This is a genomic window from Brevundimonas sp. UBA7507, assembly GCF_002478355.1.
Lineage (GTDB): Bacteria > Pseudomonadota > Alphaproteobacteria > Caulobacterales > Caulobacteraceae > Brevundimonas > Brevundimonas diminuta_D.
Genome location: NZ_DLNP01000015.1, coordinates 14,555 through 14,827 on the forward strand (window position 1 = coordinate 14,555; position 273 = coordinate 14,827).

Sequence of the window (273 nt, forward strand, 5' to 3'; positions counted from 1 at the left end):
CCGCGCCCGCCGTAGTCTGGACGACGACCTTTTCGCCGCCTGATGCTTGAAGAGCCCCTATGTCCGACACGCGGTGTCGGACGACTTGAGGGGTGATGTGTTTTCATGTTGGCCCCTATGCCTGACGCGCGGCGTCAGGCGACTTGAGGGGCGAAGTGTTTTTCCTGCCCGGCGCTTGGCGCCGACCGTTCGCTGAGTTTGACCGATGAGCAAGCTGCCCCGCCTTCTGCCCCTGATCGCCGTCGCCATCGGCGGCGTCGTGGCCGTGCGCGC